This is a genomic window from Microvirga guangxiensis, assembly GCF_900102135.1.
Lineage (GTDB): Bacteria > Pseudomonadota > Alphaproteobacteria > Rhizobiales > Beijerinckiaceae > Microvirga > Microvirga guangxiensis.
The window spans coordinates 337,459-356,592 of sequence record NZ_FMVJ01000006.1; the positions used below are offsets into that span (position 1 = coordinate 337,459).

Below are 19,134 nucleotides of genomic sequence, written 5' to 3' on the forward strand. Positions count from 1 at the left end.
TCCTCCAAAGACTGGACCTTAGCCGCCTTATACCTCGATCACGAGGACATGGCAGGCTGGCTTCTTGCCCCACTCCTGATTCACGGCTGCGCGGACGGCACGGTGAACCGCGTTCTCCACCGCCTCGGAATCTCGGCGTTTGGCTTTGGAGAGACCGTCCAGCGTATCGGCCACCGTATCGGCAATGATATCGGTGAGGTCGCGCCCTTGCCTGCTTTTCTCGGGCAGGCCCATGGCGTCCACCACCGGATCGCCTGCGATCTCGCCCCTGTCGTCGAGCGCGATTGCCACCGTCACGATACCCGCGAAGGCCAGCTTGCGGCGCTCCGGCAAGGCACGCTCGCCAGCGGGGATGACGATATTGCCGTCCTTGTAGACGCGGCCAGCCGGAATAGTGTCGACGATCTCGGCCTTGCCGGGGGCAAGGCGGACGAGAGTGCCGTTCTTCGCGCGGACCACTTCCGGCACGCCCTGCTCGCGCGCGAACTTGGCGTGCTCGGCAAGGTGCAACGGCTCGCCATGGGCGGGAATGGCGATGCGCGGCTTCGTCCACTCGTACATCTTCGCAAGCTCGCCTCGGCGCGGGTGGCCGGAAACGTGAACGAGTTCGGTACGGTCGGTGATGATCTCGATGCCTTGATCGATCAGGCTGTTGATGATGGAGCCGACAGCCTTCTCGTTTCCGGGGATGGCGCGGGAGGAGAAGATCACGCGGTCCCCGGCAGTGAGCGTGATGTCGGGGTGTTCGTCGGAGGCGATGCGCGCAAGCGCCGCGCGCGGCTCACCCTGCGAACCTGTCAGAACGGCAACAACCTTGTCACGCGGTAGGTAGCCGTAGTTATCAGCCGAGCGGAATTCCGGCAGATCATCCAGATAGCCGCATTCCTTCGCCACTTCGACGACACGGTCCATTGCGCGGCCGACCACTACGACCTCGCGTCCGCATTCCCGAGCGGCTTCCGCGACAGAGCGAATGCGCGCGACGTTGGAGGCGAAGGTTGTGATCGCCACGCGATGAGGCGCATTCCTGATGAGCTCAGCGAGGTTTCTGGCCACATCCGCCTCGCTCGGGCTTTCGCCCTCACGCACCACATTTGTGGAATCGCAGATGAGCGCGAGGACACCCTCCTCGCCCAGTTTCCGGAATGTCTCCTCCGACGTCAGGCTGCCGAGATACGGCGTCGGGTCGAGCTTCCAGTCGCCGGTATGCACGACGAGGCCCTGCGGTGTGCGGATGGCCAAAGCGTTCGACTCGGGAATCGAGTGGGCAACCGGGACGTACTCGATGTCGAAATTTCCGAGTGTAAGACGCTGGCCCGGCGCGATCTCATTCAATTCGATCTTCGGCGCATTCGGCTCCGAGAGACGACGGGTTTCGAGAAGTCCGATGGCGAATTTGGTGGCATAAACCGGGGCGCGCAAGCGCGGCCACATCTCCACCAGCGCGCCGATGTGATCCTCATGCGCATGCGTGATGAAGATTCCGAGAAGGTTGTGCCGCTCCTCCTCGATGAAGCGCAGATCCGGATAGACGAGATCGATCCCGGGCAGTTGCTCCTCGCTGCCGAAGCCCATGCCGCAATCGACGAGAATCCATTGCCGATCGGTCTCAGGGCCGAAGCCATAGAGCGCGGCATTCATGCCGATTTCGCCAAGCCCGCCGAGGGGCAGAAAGACCAGTTCGTCCTGGGAGGATGCCATACTTGATAAAGACCTTGTCATGCCAGCTCTAAGGCTTGGCTATATCGTGCAGTAAATTGGGAAAATAAAGATCGCCCGCGTCGATCTGTTCCGCTGCCGCGGCGGTTTTCAGTTGCAGACGTCCGAATTTATCGAGCCCTTCGAAGATGCCGCGCTTCTCGCCGGACGGCAGGCGAAGGGTCACTTCCTGTCCGACCCCAGCCGCGCGCTCCAGCCAAAGCCTCCGGATCGGCCCGAACGGATCTGCCGCATTCATGCGAGCCGCACTGCGCCAGGCGGAGAAGGTTCGCGCGAAGGAGGCCGACAGGGCCTGGAACATGACCTCGCGGGTCAGCCCTTGCTTCGCATTCTGCAGGGCCATGGCCGGATAGGGTGTCCCGGTGGGGGCGAAGGCCACGTTCACGCCGATGCCGATGACGATCGCAAGCGGACCATTATTCTCCAGGCGGTGCCCTTCGAGGAGAAGGCCCGAAACCTTCGCACCATCGAGAAGGAGATCGTTCGGCCATTTGAGAGAGAGACGCGGCGCTCCCAGGCCCGTCACCGCCTCGACTGCCTCGTGCAACGCAAGGCCTGCGACGAAGCCGAGCTGCGGGGCGTGATGCACCTCGCAAGGGTCGATCAACAGCAGGCTCGCGTAGAGATTGCCTCCGGGGGAAGACCATTGGCGTCCATGACGCCCCCTGCCCGCGCGCTGCTCTCCGGCAACGATCCAGAGCACGCCGGGATCGCCCGAGCGCGCGGCCTGGAGTGCATCGTCGTTCGTGGAGTCCGTCGCCTCAAGGGAGATAAGCCGATAGCCGGCCGTCTCGGCTTCAGGCGACAGTTTCACCATCAGAAGAGGGAGCGTGCAGCAGCGCCTGCGGCAGCGACCAGCGGAGCCGGGACGATGCCGAAGAGCACCACGAAGATGCTGGACAGTGCCAGAACGAACTTCACGCCGACGGGCATCGCGTCATAAGCGGCGCCGGGCTCATCGAAGTACATCACCTTCACGATGCGCAGGTAGTAGTAGGCGCCCACGACGCTGGTGACCACGCCGATGATGGCGAGTGCAACGAGGTTGGCATTGATCGCTGCGTTGAACACCGCGAACTTCGCGAAGAAGCCGGCGAGAGGCGGAATGCCCGCCAGCGAGAACATCATCATGCCCAGGCAGAAGGCGAGCACGGGATGCGTGCGGGCAAGGCCCGACAGGTCCTCGATATTCTCGAACATCACCTTGCCGCGGCGCAGGCCGAGGATCACGGCGAAAGAACCCAGCGTCATGGCAAGGTAGATCGCCATATAGACGACCACGCCCTGAATGCCCTCGACCGTGCCGGCGGCAAGGCCGATGAGCGCGTAGCCGACGTTGCCGATGGAGGAATAGGCCATCAGGCGCTTGAGGTTACGCTGGCCGATGGCCGCGAAGGAACCCAGCGCCATGGAGGCGATGGAGATGAAGACGATGATCTGCTGCCACTGGCCGAGGATGTTCGGGAAGGCATCGATGAACACGCGGGTCGCCATGGCCATGCCGGCCATCTTGGGAGCGGCGGCGAAGAAGGCCGTCACAGGGGTCGGCGAGCCCTCGTACACATCCGGCGTCCACATGTGGAACGGAACGGCGGAGATCTTGAAGGCGATACCGGCCGCAACGAACACGACACCGACGATGGCGCCCAGACCCACCTGCCCCTGCAGGATGCCGGCAATCGCCGGGAACGAGACGTTGCCGGTAAAGCCGTAGACCAGCGAAGCGCCATAGAGCAGCATGCCCGAAGAGAGCGAGCCCAGGACGAAATACTTGAGGCCGGCCTCGGTCGAACGGACATTGTCGCGGTCGAAAGCGGCGATCACGTAGGACGAGAGGCTGAGCAGTTCGAGGCCGAGATAAAGGGCGATCAGGTCATTCGCCGAGATCACCATCATCATGCCGAGCGTCGAGAGCACGATGAGGATCGGGTACTCGAAGCGGTAGATACCCTCGCGGCGCATATAGTCCATGGAGAGAATGACGCCGCCTGCCGAGGCAAGGAGGGTCAGCGACTTCATGAACTTGGCGAAGCTATCGACCACGAAGGAACCGCCCATGGTCTCCACGCGCTCGGACGGCAGCATGAGAACTGCCACGAAGGCGACAGCCAGAAGCGCGAGAGCGATGAAGTTCATGCCCTCTCCGGAGCGCTCGCCACGGATTGCGCCGAACAGGACCAGGACGAGAGCGCCCGCTGCCAGGATGATCTCCGGCAGCACGGGAGCGAAATCGGGAATGGTGAGGACGGGATTCATCATGACCTCAGTGTGCTGCGACAGCAGCCGTTTTCACGGTGGCGAGTGCGGCCTGGACGTTCTGCAGGAGCGCGTCCGTCGGCACAGCGAAGGCGTCGAGGATCGGGCCGGGCTGCACGCCGTAATAGATGATCAACAGGATGAGCGGTGCGAAAGTGATGATCTCGCGACGGTTCAGATCCGTGATGCCCTGAAGCGCAGGCTTGTCGAGCTCTCCGTAAACCACGCGGCGGTACAGCCACAGGGCATAAGCGGCCGAGAGGATCACGCCCGTCGTGGCGAAGAACGCCACCCAGGTATTGGAGCGGAACGCTCCCATGAGGGTCAGGAACTCGCCGATGAAGCCCGAGGTGCCCGGCAGGGCCACGTTGGCCATGGTGAGGATCAGGAAGACCACCGCATACATGGGCATGCGGTTCACGAGGCCGCCATAAGCCTTGATCTCGCGGGTATGCATCCGGTCGTAGATTACGCCGACGCAGAGGAAGAGCGCGCCGGAAACCAGGCCGTGAGAGATCATGGTGAACATCGCGCCCTGGATGCCCTGCTCATTCATGCTGAACAGGCCCATGGTCACGAAGCCCATATGCGCCACTGACGAATAGGCGATGAGCTTCTTGATGTCCTCCTGCATCAGCGCCACCAGCGAGGTGTAGACGATCGCAATGACCGAAAGCGCGAACACGAGCGGCGCGAAGTAGAGCGACGCCTCCGGGAACATCGGCAGCGACACTCGGATGAAGCCGTATCCGCCCATCTTCAGGAGCACGCCCGCCAGGATCACAGAACCGGCCGTCGGCGCCTCCACGTGCGCATCGGGCAACCAGGTATGGACCGGCCACATGGGCATCTTCACCGCGAACGAGGCGAAGAAGGCGAGCCACAGCCAAATCTGCAGGTTGTACGGGAACTTGAACGCGAGCAGCGTCGGGATGTCCGTGGTGCCGGCCTGCCAGTACATGGCCATGATGGCGAGCAGCATCAGCACCGAGCCGAGCAGCGTATAGAGGAAGAACTTGAAGCTGGCGTAGATGCGCCGCTTGCCGCCCCAGATGCCGATGATGAGGAACATCGGAATGAGGCCTGCCTCGAAGAACAGGTAAAAGAGCACGAGGTCGAGCGCGCAGAACACGCCGATCATGGTGGTCTCGAGGACGAGGAAAGCGACGTAGTACTCCTTCACCCGATGGCCGATGGAATCCCACGACGCCAGGATGCAGAACGGCATCAGGAACGTGGTGAGCAGGATGAGCGGCATGGAGAAGCCGTCGACACCGAGCTTGAACCTGATGTTCTCGGCAAGCCAGGGATGAACTTCCACCAGCTGGAATGCGGCTGTCGCCGTATCGAAACGGTTCCAGGCCACGAGCGAAAGCACGAAGGTGGCGAGCGTGGTGGCAAGGGCCGCCCAGCGAGCGTTGGAGCGGGCCGCCTCGCTGTCGCCGCGAAGCGTCAGGATGAAGGCCGCGCCGACGAGCGGGAGGATGAGAAGGCCCGAGAGGATGCCGAAGCCGAACATTGTTAAGCTCCCCTGAAGAGATAGTAGGTCACGAGAGCCGCAACGCCGATCAGCATCGCGAAGGCGTAGTGATAGACGTAGCCGGTCTGCATCCGCACGGTGCCACGCGTCACGTCGAGCACGCGAGCCGAGATGCCGTCCGGGCCGAGCCCGTCGATGATCTTCTGATCGCCCGTGCGCCAGAAGAAGCGGCCGATGGCCATGGCGGGACGCACGAAGATCGCGTCATACAGCTCGTCGAAGTACCACTTGTTGAGCAGGAAGCGGTACAGGATCGGGTGATCCGCTGCGAGCCGTGCCGGCTGCTTGGAATCGATGATGTACATGTACACGGCGAGCAGGAAGCCGAGGATCATCATGACGGTCGGGAGCAGCGGCACCCAGCCCGGGAGATGATGCATCTCTTCCAGGATATTGTTCTCCGGACGGGTGAACAGGGCACCCTTCCAGAACTCCTGATACCCCTCGCCGATGAAGGCGCCGTGGAAGACGATACCGGCAAGGACTGCGCCGATAGCCAGCACGATGAGCGGCACCAGCATCACCAGCGGGCTCTCGTGAGGCATATGATGCCCATGGTGGCCGTGCTCGTGATCCGCATGGGTTGCGGGCTCCACGTCATGGCTGTGGTCGTCATGCTCCACGCCTTCGTGATGGCCATGAGCGTGGTGATCCGCATGGGACCAGCGTGCATTGCCCTCGAAGGTGAGGAAGAACAGGCGCCAGGAGTAGAACGAGGTCATGAAGGCCGCGACCACGGTCGCCAGGAAGGCAAAGGAACCGGCCGTGCTGTGCGAGGCGTAGGCTGCCTCGATGATCGCGTCCTTGGAGTAGTAGCCTGCCGTGAACGGGAAACCGGTGAGCGCGAGGGTGCCGATGGCCATCATCGCCGTGGTGAGCGGGATGTAGCGACGCAGATTGCCCATGTAGCGCATATCCTGCTCATGGTGCATGGCATGGATGACCGAGCCTGCGCCCAAGAACAGCAGAGCCTTGAAGAAGGCGTGCGTGAAGAGGTGAAACACGCCAGCGCCATAGGCGCCGACGCCGAGGCCCACGAACATGTAGCCGAGCTGCGAGCAGGTGGAATAGGCGATCACGCGCTTGATGTCGTTCTGAACGAGACCGACGGTCGCCGCGAAGAAGGCCGTGATGCCGCCGATGACGGTGACGACGGTGAGAGCGGCGGGCGCGTACTCGAAGACAGGCGACAGGCGCGCGACCATGAACACGCCAGCGGTCACCATGGTGGCGGCGTGGATGAGAGCGGAAACCGGTGTCGGTCCCTCCATCGCGTCCGGCAGCCAGGTGTGCAGCAGGAACTGAGCCGACTTACCCATCGCGCCCATGAAGAGCAGCAGGCAGGCGATCGTCAGGGCATGCCATTCGATCCCAAGGAACATGAACTTGGCATCGGCGAATTCCGCGACGCGCGGGAAGATGGAGTCGAAGGTGACGCCATTGAACAGCACGAAGATCGTGAAGATGCCGAGCAGGAAGCCGAAATCGCCGACGCGGTTGACGATGAAGGCCTTCATGGCCGCGGCGTTGGCGGAGTCCTTCTTGTACCAGAAGCCGATGAGAAGGTAGCTCGCGAGACCCACGCCTTCCCAGCCGAAGAACATCTGGACTAGGTTGTCCGCCGTCACCAGCATGAGCATGGCGAAGGTGAAGAGCGACAGATAGGCGAAGAAGCGCGGACGGTGCGGATCCTCGTGCATGTAGCCGATGGAATAGAGGTGCACGAGCGCCGACACGGTGTTGACCACCACCAGCATCATGGCGGTGAGCGTATCGATGCGAAACGCCCAATCGACCTGAAGGTCGCCTACGGACATCCACTGGGCGACCTGGACCCGGGTCGCACCATCGCCGAAGCCGACGCTGATGAAGGACACCCAGGAGAGAACTGCCGCGATGAAAAGCAGCGCGGTCGTGATGATCTCGCTGGGCCTCGGACCGAGAACCCGGCCGAAAATACCTGCGATGAGGAAGCCGACGAGCGGCAGGAAAACGATTGCGTGGTACATTGCGTTTACTCAGCCCTGTGGGCTTAGCCTCTCATCATGTTCACGTCTTCAACCGCGATGGAGCCGCGGTTGCGGAAGAAGACCACCAGAATGGCAAGGCCGATGGCGGCCTCTGCCGCCGCGACCGTGAGGATCAGGAGGGCAAAAACCTGGCCGACGATGTCGCCGAGATGGGTCGAGAAGGCCACCATGTTGATGTTCACTGAGAGCAGGATCAGCTCGATGGACATCAGGATGACGATGACGTTCTTCCGGTTGATGAAGATGCCGAACACGCCGAGCGTGAAGAGCACGGCGGCGACGGTGAGATAATGGCCCAGTCCGATAACCATCGCGTGTCTCCTTAAATGCCCTGGCGGGAGGGAACCTTCCGCAGCTCGACGGCGGTTTCCTGGGTGCGGGCGTTCTGCATCGAGATGTCCTGGCGGCGAACGCCCACGCGCTCACGCAGGGTCAGCACGATGGCGCCGATCATGGCCACCAGCAGGATGAGGCCCGCTGCCTGGAAGAAGTAGAAATAGCGGGTGTAGAGCACATGGCCGAGGGCCTCGGTGTTGGTCATCACGTCGGCGGCCGGGATCGGGACCGCAGGCGTGCGGACGAGGCCCGGATCGACCACATAGGCGCTCACGACGAAGATGAGCTCAATGAGCAGGACGATGCCGATCAGGCCGCCCACCGGCAGGTACTGCAGGAAGCCCTGGCGGAGCGCCGCGAAATCCACGTCGAGCATCATGACGACGAAGAGGAAGAGCACCGCGACCGCGCCCACATAGACGATGATGAGGATCATCGCCAGGAACTCGGCTCCCATCATCAGGAACAGGCCCGCCGCATTGACGAAGGCCAGGATGAGGAAGAGCACCGACTGCACAGGATTGCGCGAGGCGATGACCATGAAGCCCGAGGCAATCGTGATTGTCGCGAACAGATAAAAGAAGGCGGCGGTAACCGTCATGCTCAAACACAAGCCGCCCCGAGAGCGGCCCCTTCCGACGTGGCCCCGGCGAATCCGGTGACCTGTCTATAAATTCCGAACCCGACGGGAACAACCCGCCGGACATGCTTGCCCCCTGCCCTTGCCGGGCAGGAAGCGGTTTTACCGGTAAGGCGCGGTCTTCGCGATGTTCCTCGCGATTTCACGCTCCCAGCGCTCCCCGTTCTCGAGAAGCTTGGCCTTGTCGTAATAAAGCTCTTCGCGGGTCTCTACCGAGAACTCGAAGTTCGGCCCTTCCACAATGGCGTCCACCGGGCAGGCTTCCTGGCACATGCCGCAATAAATGCACTTCACCATGTCGATGTCGTAACGCGTCGTGCGACGGGTGCCGTCGTTGCGGCGCGGGCCAGCCTCGATGGTGATGGCCTGAGCCGGGCAGATGGCCTCGCAGAGCTTGCAGGCGATGCAGCGCTCTTCCCCATTGGGGTAGCGGCGAAGCGCATGCTCACCTCGGAAACGGGGCCCACGATGCCCCATTTCGAACGGGTAGTTGAGCGTGGCCTTCGGCTTGAAGAAGTACTTCGTGGTCAGGATGAACCCGGCCACGAATTCCTTCAGGAGAAGGGCGTTGAAGAATTGAGCGATCTTCATGTCGATCTCCTTAGCGGACGCCCGGCGCGTTGCCGGTCACCATCAGGACGCCTGCCACGATGACCACCATGGCCAGCGACAGCGGAAGAAAGACCTTCCAGCCGAGGCGCATGAGCTGATCGTAGCGGTAACGCGGCACCAGGGCTTTCACCATGGCGATGAGGATAAAGAGGAAGCTCGCCTTCAGCACGAACCAGATCACGCCAGGCACCCAGGTAAAGGGCGCGAACGGAATCGGGGACAGCCAGCCGCCGAGGAACAGGATCGTGCCGAGCGCGCACATGGTCATGATGGCCACGTATTCGCCGAGCATGAACAGCAGGTACGGAGTGGAGGAATATTCCACCATGTAACCGGCAACCAGCTCCGACTCCGCTTCCGGCAGATCGAAGGGCGGGCGGTTCGTCTCGGCCATGGCCGAGATGAAGAACACCACGAACATCGGGAACAGCGGCAGCCAGTACCAGCCGAGGATGCCGAGGCTCGTGTTCTGCGACTCGACGATCCCAGACAGGTTCAGGGTGCCCGCGCACATGAGCACCGTCACGATGACGAAGCCGATGGAGACCTCGTAGGACACCATCTGCGCCGCCGAGCGGAGCGCGCCGAGGAACGGATACTTCGAGTTCGAGGCCCAGCCGCCCATGATGACGCCGTAAACGCCGAGCGACGAGATCGCGAAGATGTACAGAATGCCCACGTTGATGTCGGCAATCGCCCAGCCTGCGTTCAGCGGAATGACCGCCCAGGCAGCAAGCGAGAGGGTGCACATCACCAGCGGCGCCAGAAGGAACATGCCCTTGTTGGCGGGAGCCGGAATGACCGGCTCTTTCAGCACGAACTTGAGAAGGTCCGCGAAGGATTGCAGCAGTCCCCAGGGGCCGACCACGTTCGGGCCGCGACGCAGCTGAACCGCGGCCCACACCTTGCGGTCGGCATAGAGCGCATAGGCAATGAAGATGAGAAGCGCGACGAGCAGGAGCAGGCTCTTGCCCAGCATGATCGCGACTGCGAGGAGAATATCTCCAAATTCCATGGTTCTTTTCTCCTCTCTTACTCGGCCGCTTCGAGCTTCAGCTGACGGGCGAGCGCCGAGCACTCGGCCATGACGCCGGAGGCGCGGGCGATCGGGTTCGTCAGGTAGAAGTCCTTGACCGGGCTCGTGAACGCTTCGCGGCCCGGGGCACCGCCGAGTCCGGCAAGCGCCTGAATGGCGGAAGCCGTATCGGCCGGCTGCACTCTATCGATGGCAGCGAAATGCGGGTGAGCCGCATAGAGCTTGGCGCGAAGAGCGTTGAGCGAGTCGAACGGCAGGCGATGGCCGAGAACGTCCGACAGGGCGCGCAGGATCGCCCAATCCTCACGGGCTTCGCCAGGAGCGAAGGCCGCACGGTTGGCAAGCTGCACCCGACCTTCCGTATTCACGTAGGTGCCGGACTTTTCGGTGTAGGTGGCAGCCGGAAGGATCACGTCTGCGCGGTGAGCGCCACGGTCGCCGTGCGTACCCTGATAGATCACGAACGCGCCGGGAGCGATGTCGATCTCATCGGCACCGAGGTTGAAGAGAACCTCGACACCACCTTGTGCCATCTGCTGAGTGGTCAGGCCGCCCTCACCCGGCACAAGGCCGAGATCGAGGGCGCCCACACGCGAGGCAGCCGTGTGAAGAACCGAGAAGCCGTTCCAGCCATTCTTCACCGCGCCCACATCGCGAGCGAGCGAAGCCACGGCGGAGAGGATCGCGAGGCCGTCCGGACGGACAAGAGCACCCTGCCCCACGATGATCAGCGGACGCTCGGCAGCGCGCAGCTTCTCGATGAAGCTGTGACGGCCGCCAGCCAGCTCGGCGAGAGTCTCCGGACCGGAGCCGAGATACTCGTAGGGATAGGTCAGGTCGGCATTCTCGCCGATGAGGGCGATCGGCGGAGGAGCTGCGCGCCAACGCTTGCGGATGCGCACATTGACGAGCGAAGCCTCAAGGCGCGGGTTGGAGCCCACGATCAGTATCGCATCCGCATCCTCGATACCGGCGATGGTGGTGTTGAAGAGATAGGAGCCGCGTCCGTGAGTGGGCGACAGCACAGTGCCGTCCTGACGGGCATCGATGTTCCTGACGCCGAGGCTCTGCATGAGGAGCTTCAGGGCGAACATCTCTTCGACGGCGGCGAGATCGCCGACGATGGCGCCGATCTTCTTTGCATCCGTGCCTTTCACCTTCGCGGCGATGGTAGCGAACGCCTCCTGCCAGGAAGCGGGACGCAGGCGGCCATTCTCCCGCACGAACGGACGGTCGAGGCGCTGTAGGCGCAGGCCGTCAACGATCTGGCGGGTCTTGTCCGTAATCCACTCCTCGTTCACCGCCTCGTTCACACGCGGCAGGATGCGCATGACCTCACGGCCACGGGAATCGACGCGGATCGAAGAGCCGACCGCATCCATCACGTCGACGGAGTCGGTCTTGGTGAGCTCCCACGGACGGAAATGGAACGACTCGGGCTTGTGGGTGAGCGCGCCGACGGGGCAGAGATCCGCGATGTTGGCCTGCAACTCGGAGCCGAGAGCCTTCTCGAGATAGCTCGTGATCTCCATGTCCTCGCCGCGCCACAGGGCGCCCATGTCCGGCACGCCTGCCACCTCGGCGGTGAAGCGCACGCAGCGGGTGCAGTGGATGCAGCGGTTCATGGAAGTGCGAACCAACGGGCCGAGGTACTTGTCGGTCACCGCGCGCTTGTTCTCATGGAAACGGCTGGTGTCGACGCCATAGGCCATGGCCTGATCCTGCAGGTCGCACTGGCCGCCCTGGTCGCAGATCGGGCAATCGAGCGGGTGGTTGATGAGCAGGAACTCCATCACACCTTCGCGCGCCTTCTTCACCGTCGGCGATTTGGTGGAGATTTCCGGCGGCTCGCCATTCGGGCCGGGGCGGCAATCGCGTACGCCCCAGGCGCAGGACGCCACCGGCTTCGGCGCACCCTTCACCTCGACGAGGCACATGCGGCAATTGCCGGCGATCGAGAGCCGCTCATGGTAGCAAAAGCGCGGAACTTCCGCGCCCGCGGCCTCGGCGGCCTGGAGCAGCGTGTATTCGGCGGGGACGTCGACTTCGACGCCATCAACGATGATTTTAGCCATCTCTATCTCACTCCGCCGCAATCATGACGGATTCAGAATGCGGGTTTGCCGCGTAATCGTCGATCCGCTTCTCGATCTCGTGACGGAAGTGCCGGATCAGGCCCTGGACCGGCCAGGCAGCCGCGTCGCCGAGCGCGCAGATGGTATGGCCTTCGATCTGGGTCGAGACTTCGAGCAGCATGTCGATTTCGCGCTTCTGCGCGCGACCTTCCGCCATGCGGTTGAGCACGCGCCACATCCAGCCGGTGCCTTCGCGGCACGGCGTGCACTGGCCGCAGCTCTCGTGCTTGTAGAAGTACGAGATGCGGGCAATGGCGCGAACGATGTCCGTGGACTTGTCCATGACGATCACGGCGGCGGTGCCGAGACCCGAACGCAGGTTGCGAAGGGTGTCGAAATCCATCGGCGCGTCGATGATCTGATCCGCAGGCACGCAAGGCACGGACGAGCCGCCGGGAATGACCGCGAGCAGGTTGTCCCAGCCGCCGCGGATGCCGCCGCAATGGGTATCGATCAGCTCGCGGAAGGTCAGGCCCATGGCCTCTTCTACGTTACAGGGCTTGTTCACGTGGCCGGACACGCAGAAGAGCTTGGTGCCCACGTTGTTCGGACGACCGATGCCGGAGAACCAGGATGCGCCGCGACGCAGGATCGTTCCGGCGACCGCAATCGACTCGACGTTGTTCACGGTGGTCGGGCAGCCGTAGAGGCCCATGTTCGCCGGGAACGGAGGCTTCAGGCGCGGCATGCCCTTCTTGCCTTCCATGCTCTCGATGAGCGCCGTCTCCTCGCCGCAGATGTAAGCGCCTGCGCCGTGGTGGACATAGAGGTCGAAGGGATAGCCGTGGATGTTGTTCTTGCCGATCAGGCCGGCCGCATAAGCCTCGTCCACAGCGCGCTGGAGCGCGTGCTTCTCGGCGATGTACTCGCCGCGGATGTAGATGTAGGCCGCATGCGCGCCCATGGCGAAGGACGCGATGAGGCAGCCCTCGACAAGAAGATGCGGGTCGTTCCGCATGATCTCACGGTCCTTGCAGGTGCCCGGCTCCGACTCGTCGGCATTGACGACGAGGTAGTGCGGACGCCCATCCGACTGCTTGGGCATGAAGGACCATTTCAGGCCCGTCGGGAAGCCCGCGCCGCCACGGCCGCGCAGACCCGATGCCTTCATCTCGTCGATGATCCAGTCACGGCCCTTCTCGAGGAGGAACTTGGTTCCGTCCCACGCGCCGCGCATCTTCGCGGCCTGAAGGTCCGGCGAATGGAAGCCGTAGAGGTTGGTGAAAATGCGATCTCTATCGTGAAGCATCTTAAATCACCCCTCAGGACGTCTTGTTGTCTTTGTCGACGACCACGCCCGGCTTGCTCTCGCTGCCGTCGCGGCGTGTCTCGGCCTGGGCCAGAGGCGTACCGGCTTCAGGTGTCGTAGGACTTGTCGGAACAGCGTCCTTGCCGGGCGATGCCACGTAGGATTTGCTGCTCTGCGGAGCGGCCTGTGCGCCCTCTTCCGTATGCGACTTGCCCTTGGTAGCGACCGACGGATCTCCGGCTTCCTTTTGATCGACCGGATTGACTGGCGTCTCGCCTTCCTTGGCGCGCTTAGCCGGCGTATCGGCAGCTTCGCTCTCGATGGCGCGGCCTGCCGTAGGCTTTGCAGCCTTGACGTCTTGCGGGATGGATGCCGCCGCCGCGGCAGCCTCGCCGGTAGCGGCAGGCTGAGCCTGCTCCTCGAAGCGCTTGCGCCATGCTCCGATCTGAGAACCGTCATAGAGCGACGGGTCCTGCAGCGTGTTGACGGCTTCGAAGGGCTCGGAGCGGTTGCGGCCGATCTGGGAGCCGGTCTTCACGGGGCGGCCTGCCGCGAGATCGTCGAGAAGCTTCTCGAAGTTCTCCGTCGTCAGATCCTCGTAGTAATCGTCGTTGATCTGCACCATGGGGGCGTTGCAGCACGCACCCAGGCACTCGACCTCGAGCCAGGAGAACTTGCCGTCGGCCGTGACATGGTTCTGCTCGCCGATGCGCTTCTCCAGCACCTTCTTGATGTCGCCTGCGCCGCGCAGCACGCACGGCGTGGTGCCGCAGAACTGGATGAAATATTGGCCGACCGGCTCCAGGTTGAACATCGTGTAGAAGGTCGCCACCTCCATCACGCGGATGAACGGCATGTCGAGCCGCGTTGCCACAGCCTCGATAGCCTTGCGCGGCAGCCAGCCGCCGGCCTGCTCCTGCGCCTTCCACAGAAGCGGGATCACCGCCGAGGCCTGACGGCCGGGCGGATACTTGGCGATCTGCTGCTCAGCAAAGGCTTCCGTCTCGGACGAGAACGAAAAGCTCTCTGGCTGCATTTCTTCAGGCGCGAGCTTACGAACGGCCATTTTGACTCTTCTCCTCATCGTCATGGCCGGGCGAGCCCGGCCATTCACGACTTGAACGTATTCATCACGCCTTTTCCGAAGCGTGGTGCCGGACCCGAAATCGAGCCCGGATTATTACTTACCGGTCCACTTCACCGAACACGATGTCGAGCGAACCGAGAACGCCTGCGACGTCGGCCAGCATGTGGCCGCGGCACATGAAATCCATGCCCTGCAGGTGCGCGAAGCCCGGAGCGCGAACATGGCAGCGATACGGCTTGTTGGTGCCATCGGACACCAGATACACGCCAAACTCGCCTTTCGGAGCCTCGACGGCGGCATAAACCTCGCCCGCGGGGACGTGGAAGCCTTCCGTGTAGAGCTTGAAGTGATGGATCAGCGCTTCCATGGAGCGCTTCATGTCCTTGCGCGAGGGCGGAGCGATCTTGCCGTCGAGCGTGTTCACCGGCCCCTGCCCGTCTGGAGCGCGCAGCTTGTCGAGGCACTGGCGCATGATGCGCACGGACTGGCGCATCTCTTCCATGCGGATGACCTGGCGATCGTAATTGTCGCCGTTGAGGCCGACGGGGATGTCGAATTCCATCTCCTCATAGCACTCATAGGGCTGCGACTTGCGCAGGTCCCAGGCCACGCCGCAGCTGCGGACGATGACGCCTGAGAAGCCCCATTTCCAGCAATCGTCGAGGGTGATGGTGCCGATATCGACGTTACGCTGCTTGAAGATGCGGCTGCCCATGACGAGGGTGTCGAGATCGTCGAGAACCTTCAGGAACGGGTCGCAGAAGGCTTCGATGTCGTCGATCAGCTCGGGCTGGATATCCATGTTCACGCCGCCGGGCCGGAAGTAGTTGGCGTGCATGCGCGAACCGGAGATGCGCTCGTAGAAGATCATCAGCTTCTCACGCTCCTCGAAGCCCCAGAGAGGCGGCGTGAGCGCGCCGACGTCCATGGCCTGCGTGGTCACGTTGAGAAGGTGCGAAAGCAAGCGGCCGATTTCGGAGAACAGCACGCGGATCAGCTGCGCACGGCGCGGAACCTCGATGCCGAGGAGCTTTTCGACTGCGAGGCAGTACGCATGCTCCTGGTTCATCGGCGCAACGTAGTCGAGCCGGTCGAAATACGGATTGGCCTGAATGTAAGTCTTATACTCGATCAGCTTCTCGGTGCCACGATGGAGCAGGCCGATATGCGGATCGACGCGCTCGACCACCTCGCCATCGAGCTCCAGCACGAGGCGAAGCACGCCGTGCGCAGCCGGATGCTGCGGACCGAAGTTGATCGTGAAATTGCGGATATTATGCTCGCCCATGGGTCGCCCTTTCCGCCTTTATGCCTTGGCCTTCTCATCGCCGGGCAGCACATAGTCCGTGCCTTCCCAGGGAGAGAGGAAGTCGAAGTTGCGGAATTCCTGGTTGAGCTTCACGGGCTCGTAGACCACGCGGCCCTGACCGTCGTCGTAGCGAACTTCGACATAACCGGTCATGGGGAAGTCCTTGCGGAGCGGGTGCCCCTCGAAACCGTAATCCGTCAGCAGGCGCCGAAGATCGGGGTGCCCCGAGAACAGGACGCCATACATGTCGTAGGTCTCCCGCTCGAACCAGTTCGCCGCCGGGAAGAGGTCGATCAGCGAGGGGACCGGGGTCACCTCGTCGGTCTGGACCTTCACGCGGATACGGCGGTTATGGTGAGGCGCCAGGAAGTGATAGACCACGTCGAAGCGCTTCTCGCGGGCGGGGTAATCCGCGCCGCAGATATCGATGAAGCAGACGAAGCGGCATTGCGGGTCGTCACGCAGGAACGACACCACACGCACGATTTCCTCGGTGCGGGCGACAAGCGTCAGCTCGTCATAGGCGATGGCGCGATCTTCGATCACCTCACCGAGGGACGAGGCAATGTGGTCGCTCAGGGCTTGGAGCTCAGCACTCATCAGTCAGACCTTTGCTCAGCGCTCGATGGTGCCGGTACGGCGGATCTTCTTCTGGAGAAGCAGAACGCCGTAAAGGAGCGCCTCCGCGGTCGGGGGGCAGCCAGGCACGTAGATGTCGACCGGCACGATGCGGTCGCAGCCACGAACCACCGAATAGGAATAATGATAATAGCCGCCGCCATTGGCACAGGAGCCCATGGAGATGACGTAACGCGGCTCCGGCATCTGGTCGTAGACCTTGCGGAGCGCAGGAGCCATCTTGTTGGTGAGCGTGCCGGCCACGATCATCACGTCCGACTGGCGCGGCGAGGCGCGAGGGGCGAAGCCGAAGCGCTCGACGTCGTAGCGGGGCATGGACATCTGCATCATCTCGACGGCGCAGCAGGCCAGGCCGAACGTCATCCACATGAGCGAGCCGGTGCGCGCCCAGGTGATGAGGTCCTCGGTCGAGGTGACGAGGAAGCCCTTGTCGGACAGTTCGTCATTGATGGAGACGAAATAGGGATCGTTCGAGCCGACCGGCTTGCCGGTATTGGGATCGATGATACCGCGCGGAGCCGGGGCCACCAGAGTGGACTGGTTATCGGTGATCAATCCCATTCCAGGGCTCCCTTCTTCCACTCATAGACGAAGCCGACGGTCAGGACGCCCAGGAAGAGCATCATCGAGAGAAAGCCGAACCAGCCCAGGTCCCCGAAAACAATGGCCCAGGGGAACAGGAAGGCGACTTCCAGATCGAAGATGATGAAAAGGATGGCCACCAGATAGAAACGCACGTCGAATTTCATGCGTGCGTCATCGAAGGCATTGAACCCGCACTCGTAAGCGGACAGCTTTTCCGCATCGGGCTTGCTGTAGGCAACGATGAAGGGTGCCACGAGCAGCGCCACCCCGATCAGGAGCGACACGCCGATGAAGATCACGAGAGGCAGGTAGTCGGCGAGAAGATTCGTCATACGACACCTAGAAGGAACGAAGCGTGGCCGGAAAGGCCAGCGACATGCCACGCATTTAAGCCACAGAAAGGCCCGATGAAAGATCCTGCGACAAACGGCGGTTTGTGGCGGTTGGCTTAGCCGAGTTCCCCTTCCGTGACAAGTGTTTGAGCTGCCGTAAAAAGAACCATTCCAAACTAAGATTTGGCTTACTTTCCTGCCTGGGCCACCTTACGGCCGGTCCTCGGTTTTGCCTGATTTGCGGCAGTTTCGGCCTTGGCATAAGCCTTTGAATCGGTCCGAAGCCCATCCAACACCCCCAATCCTGCGCCAGCCCACGGGAAATACCGGTAAAAACTCCGGATGCTTTCCGAGCAGCCTCGCCTGATGCCTGCCCCGGCTGAGGCCGCCGATGCCTGCGAATTTGAGGGAAATGCCTAGAATCGGAAAATGTGCCACGCTCTGGCAAAGCAGCCATGCTCAGGGCGCACAGGAGCCCGGAGGAAAAGCGATTCACGTTGTCTTTTGGGGAGAAGTGGCGCGGGCGACGGGGCTCGAACCCGCGACCTCCGGCGTGACAGGCCGGCACTCTAACCGACTGAGCTACGCCCGCGCATCGGACCGCCGAAGCGGTGAGTGGGTGCGGTTTAAGGGCCGCCCTGTTCCCTGTCAAGCGTTCCCTGCCCGCATTTTTAGATGAATCTCAAAAACCCGCAGGGCACATGCCGGTACGGGACGGATCGAGGGCATTAGCCTCTGTTCCCGGCATGGCTCTATTCGGATACGGCAGGCCCGGAGAGGTCCTTCAGGGAGCGTAGAACCCGGTCGCACTCGATCAGCTCATCGAGGGCCGATTGCAGCCTTTGCAGAGAATCCGCGGGCAGCACAGGTTGCGATGAGACATGCGGGGATTCGTCGTAGGAAGAATCGGAGAAATCATCCATCTCGCCGATGGCGGCTTCCTCCTTCGCCTCCTGGCGTGGAGCGGACACGCTCTCCTCGCCTCGGCCCAGGGCCTGGACGAAGCGGGCGCCCTCCTCTTTGAGGATGCGCTGCACGCCTCTGATCGTGTAGCCTTCGCCGTAAAGGAGCTGGCGGATGCCCTTGAGCAGATCCACATCGTCAGGGCGATAATAGCGCCGCCCGCCCCCACGCTTCAGCGGCTTGATCTGTTTGAAACGAGTTTCCCAGAAACGCAGGACGTGTTGCGGGAGATCGAGATCCTCTGCCACCTCGCTGATGGTGCGGAACGCGTCGGGGCTCTTGTCCATCGCGCCGCCTTCCATCGCGGGTTAGTCCTCTCGCTCGACGGTTTCGCCGTTGATATAGGCCTTCAGCACATTGGACGGCTTGAAGACCATGACCCGGCGCGGATCGATCGGCACTTCGACGCCGGTTTTCGGGTTGCGGCCGACGCGCTCGCCCTTGCTGCGAACGACGAAAGAGCCGAAGGACGACAGCTTGACGGTTTCGCCGGCGGCCAGGCTGTCGCAGATCTCGGCAAGCACCCGCTCGACCAGTTCGGCCGATTCGGTCCTTGAGAGGCCCACCTTCTGGTAGACAGCCTCGCTCAGATCCGCTCTCGTCACAGTTTTGCCAGCCATTGAGCTCCCCAGCCAGAATGAGTTCTTTGGTCTTTCAATCAGTTAA

18 protein-coding genes and 1 tRNA gene are annotated in these 19,134 nt (G+C 62.5%); all 19 read right to left on the bottom strand.

Annotated features, from left to right (window positions below):
- Positions 1–27: 27 nt before the first annotated feature.
- The 19 genes from BLP10_RS12565 to BLP10_RS12655 all read right to left on the bottom strand — a co-directional run bounded on the left by BLP10_RS12565 (position 28) and on the right by BLP10_RS12655 (position 19,088).
- A complete protein-coding gene (locus BLP10_RS12565; RefSeq protein ID WP_091134897.1) occupies positions 28–1,701 on the bottom strand; it encodes a ribonuclease J in 1,674 nt (557 codons plus the stop codon).
- A gap of 28 nt (positions 1,702–1,729) precedes the next feature.
- Positions 1,730–2,536, bottom strand: coding sequence for a biotin--[acetyl-CoA-carboxylase] ligase (locus BLP10_RS12570; RefSeq protein ID WP_091134899.1), 807 nt, complete (start codon positions 2,534–2,536; stop codon positions 1,730–1,732).
- Positions 2,536–3,975, bottom strand: coding sequence for an NADH-quinone oxidoreductase subunit NuoN (gene nuoN / locus BLP10_RS12575; RefSeq protein ID WP_091135096.1), 1,440 nt, complete (start codon positions 3,973–3,975; stop codon positions 2,536–2,538). The genes BLP10_RS12570 and nuoN overlap by 1 nt, the downstream gene beginning before the upstream one ends.
- Positions 3,976–3,982: 7 nt before the next feature.
- Positions 3,983–5,494, bottom strand: a complete 1,512-nt coding sequence (locus BLP10_RS12580) for an NADH-quinone oxidoreductase subunit M (protein WP_091134901.1) — start codon at positions 5,492–5,494, stop codon at positions 3,983–3,985.
- Between the two features lie 2 nt (positions 5,495–5,496).
- Positions 5,497–7,524 carry an NADH-quinone oxidoreductase subunit L gene (gene nuoL, locus BLP10_RS12585; RefSeq protein WP_091134904.1) on the bottom strand — a complete coding sequence of 676 codons (2,028 nt, stop codon included), beginning with the start codon at positions 7,522–7,524 and terminating at the stop codon, positions 5,497–5,499.
- A gap of 23 nt (positions 7,525–7,547) precedes the next feature.
- Positions 7,548–7,856 (bottom strand): NADH-quinone oxidoreductase subunit NuoK, encoded by a 309-nt coding sequence (gene nuoK, locus BLP10_RS12590; RefSeq protein WP_091134906.1) that lies wholly within the window; start codon positions 7,854–7,856, stop codon positions 7,548–7,550.
- Between the two features lie 11 nt (positions 7,857–7,867).
- Positions 7,868–8,482 carry an NADH-quinone oxidoreductase subunit J gene (locus BLP10_RS12595; RefSeq protein ID WP_091134907.1) on the bottom strand — a complete coding sequence of 205 codons (615 nt, stop codon included), beginning with the start codon at positions 8,480–8,482 and terminating at the stop codon, positions 7,868–7,870.
- A 141-nt stretch (positions 8,483–8,623) separates the two neighbouring features.
- Positions 8,624–9,112, bottom strand: a complete 489-nt coding sequence (gene nuoI / locus BLP10_RS12600) for an NADH-quinone oxidoreductase subunit NuoI (protein WP_091134909.1) — start codon at positions 9,110–9,112, stop codon at positions 8,624–8,626.
- A 10-nt stretch (positions 9,113–9,122) separates the two neighbouring features.
- Positions 9,123–10,148: an NADH-quinone oxidoreductase subunit NuoH gene (gene nuoH, locus BLP10_RS12605; RefSeq protein ID WP_091134911.1), complete on the bottom strand. Its 1,026-nt coding sequence runs from the start codon at positions 10,146–10,148 to the stop codon at positions 9,123–9,125.
- 17 nt (positions 10,149–10,165) lie between these two features.
- Entirely contained in the window at positions 10,166–12,244 is a 2,079-nt protein-coding gene (gene nuoG / locus BLP10_RS12610) for an NADH-quinone oxidoreductase subunit NuoG (protein ID WP_091134914.1), read from the bottom strand.
- A gap of 7 nt (positions 12,245–12,251) precedes the next feature.
- Positions 12,252–13,553, bottom strand: a complete 1,302-nt coding sequence (nuoF, locus tag BLP10_RS12615) for an NADH-quinone oxidoreductase subunit NuoF (RefSeq protein WP_091134916.1) — start codon at positions 13,551–13,553, stop codon at positions 12,252–12,254.
- A gap of 13 nt (positions 13,554–13,566) precedes the next feature.
- The gene (gene nuoE, locus BLP10_RS12620; RefSeq protein ID WP_091134918.1) at positions 13,567–14,619 is read right to left on the bottom strand and encodes an NADH-quinone oxidoreductase subunit NuoE; all 1,053 of its coding nucleotides are present in this window, start codon (positions 14,617–14,619) and stop codon (positions 13,567–13,569) included.
- A 118-nt stretch (positions 14,620–14,737) separates the two neighbouring features.
- Positions 14,738–15,928, bottom strand: a complete 1,191-nt coding sequence (locus BLP10_RS12625) for an NADH-quinone oxidoreductase subunit D (RefSeq protein ID WP_091134921.1) — start codon at positions 15,926–15,928, stop codon at positions 14,738–14,740.
- A gap of 18 nt (positions 15,929–15,946) precedes the next feature.
- Positions 15,947–16,549: an NADH-quinone oxidoreductase subunit C gene (locus tag BLP10_RS12630; protein WP_091134923.1), complete on the bottom strand. Its 603-nt coding sequence runs from the start codon at positions 16,547–16,549 to the stop codon at positions 15,947–15,949.
- 15 nt (positions 16,550–16,564) lie between these two features.
- Positions 16,565–17,149, bottom strand: a complete 585-nt coding sequence (locus BLP10_RS12635; protein WP_091134925.1) for a NuoB/complex I 20 kDa subunit family protein — start codon at positions 17,147–17,149, stop codon at positions 16,565–16,567.
- On the bottom strand, positions 17,140–17,505 hold the full coding sequence (locus BLP10_RS12640) for an NADH-quinone oxidoreductase subunit A (RefSeq protein ID WP_091134927.1): 366 nt from the start codon (positions 17,503–17,505) through the stop codon (positions 17,140–17,142). Before BLP10_RS12640 ends, BLP10_RS12635 begins: the two co-directional genes overlap by 10 nt.
- A gap of 515 nt (positions 17,506–18,020) precedes the next feature.
- Positions 18,021–18,097: transfer RNA gene (locus tag BLP10_RS12645), tRNA-Asp, on the bottom strand.
- A gap of 160 nt (positions 18,098–18,257) precedes the next feature.
- Positions 18,258–18,755: a MerR family transcriptional regulator gene (locus BLP10_RS12650; RefSeq protein ID WP_091135098.1), complete on the bottom strand. Its 498-nt coding sequence runs from the start codon at positions 18,753–18,755 to the stop codon at positions 18,258–18,260.
- A 21-nt stretch (positions 18,756–18,776) separates the two neighbouring features.
- Positions 18,777–19,088, bottom strand: coding sequence for an integration host factor subunit alpha (locus tag BLP10_RS12655; RefSeq protein ID WP_091134929.1), 312 nt, complete (start codon positions 19,086–19,088; stop codon positions 18,777–18,779).
- Positions 19,089–19,134: the final 46 nt, after the last annotated feature.